At 35.7% G+C, this 1,021-nt stretch carries 2 protein-coding genes and 1 pseudogene; all 3 read left to right on the top strand.

Translation table 11 applies throughout. The features are described 5' to 3' along the window. Positions 1 to 261 (top strand): annotated as a pseudogene (locus tag F0310_RS05735) (hypothetical protein); the annotation flags it as partial. A 173-nt stretch (positions 262 to 434) separates the two neighbouring features. Then, a complete protein-coding gene (locus F0310_RS05730) occupies positions 435 to 593 on the top strand; it encodes a hypothetical protein (RefSeq protein ID WP_182117996.1) in 159 nt (52 codons plus the stop codon). Positions 594 to 657: 64 nt separating this feature from the next. Further along, positions 658 to 1,008: a hypothetical protein gene (locus F0310_RS05725; protein WP_182117995.1), complete on the top strand. Its 351-nt coding sequence runs from the start codon at positions 658 to 660 to the stop codon at positions 1,006 to 1,008. Positions 1,009 to 1,021 lie beyond the last annotated feature (13 nt).

Below are 1,021 nucleotides of genomic sequence, written 5' to 3'. Positions count from 1 at the left end.
ACCATGGAAACAGCTAGCCTGGCTTATGCTGATGCTTTTACTGTTGTTTCAGATAGCCTATCTTGTAGCGAGTTTAAGCAAGCTTTTTCTAAATTTAGGGAAGCTGCTAAGCAGTATGCTAATGGAAAAGGAGACAATGCTATTAGTGTTATTGTAGGGACTATTTCTGGTATGGCATATCATGGAGTTGAATATAGGTGGTTTGACCAAGCAAAGATTATTGCTAATAATAAAAAAGGAGCAGAGGTAAAAAGAGAATGACTGCTGCTATTGACAAGCTATGCGATGTTTACAAAAGAGTTAAATATTAATAACTTTAAGCTTCATTAACTATCTCTTCTAACTATTTAGAAACACTTTACCTCTATACTTGCTTTATAATAAAAATAATATTTAGGTTAATAAATAAAGAAAAGAAGGAGGTATTAATGTTTATGAGGTGCAATTTGTTTATTTTACTGCTAGCAACAATACTGTTTGTGTCTTGCAAGTTTTTTGGAAATTCTAGCTCTCCTAAAAAAATAGCTCCTTCCCTTGATGATGCTGCTAGTAGGAATAGTAAGCTAGGCAGAATACCACTTACATTCTTCTAGCAAGCAAGATGAAAATACAAGTCACTCTATAGCTGCAGATAAAGAGCAAAGGAATAGCACTGAAATGCTTCCTGCTGATGACCCTGCTGCTAGTGTTAGTACATACGAGCAAGAAAATACTTGTAAGCTAAACGAAGAAGATAAAGAAAGGCTTAAGTCTTTTTTTAGCACAGCTAAAACATATCGATCTAGCCTATATTCTATTTATAGCAAATATGCAAGCTCTTATAATACTATCGCTACCTATGGCAGTTGTGGCGATTATAATATTTCCTGTTTTAGTCAAGGGCCTTCTGGAGAGCGTAGCAAGGCTCTAGCTGCCCTAGAGAAGTTAAAGCTAAAAGAAGAGTATTCTAAGCTTAGCAAGATGCTAAAGAATGCTGTGCCTGGTTATAAGGGGATACCAAAGCTTTAGATGATGCCGTTGC

It is taken from the genome of Borrelia sp. A-FGy1 (assembly GCF_014084025.1).
GTDB lineage: Bacteria > Spirochaetota > Spirochaetia > Borreliales > Borreliaceae > Borrelia.
Note: the sequence above shows the minus strand (reverse complement) of the source record. Positions and strands in the feature narration are given on the sequence as shown.

Coding starts and splice junctions, on each gene's coding strand:
- F0310_RS05730 (WP_182117996.1), top strand. CDS start 435: ATGAGGTGCAATTTGTTTATTTTACTGCTAGCAACAATACTGTTTGTG.
- F0310_RS05725 (WP_182117995.1), top strand. CDS start 658: ATGCTTCCTGCTGATGACCCTGCTGCTAGTGTTAGTACATACGAGCAA.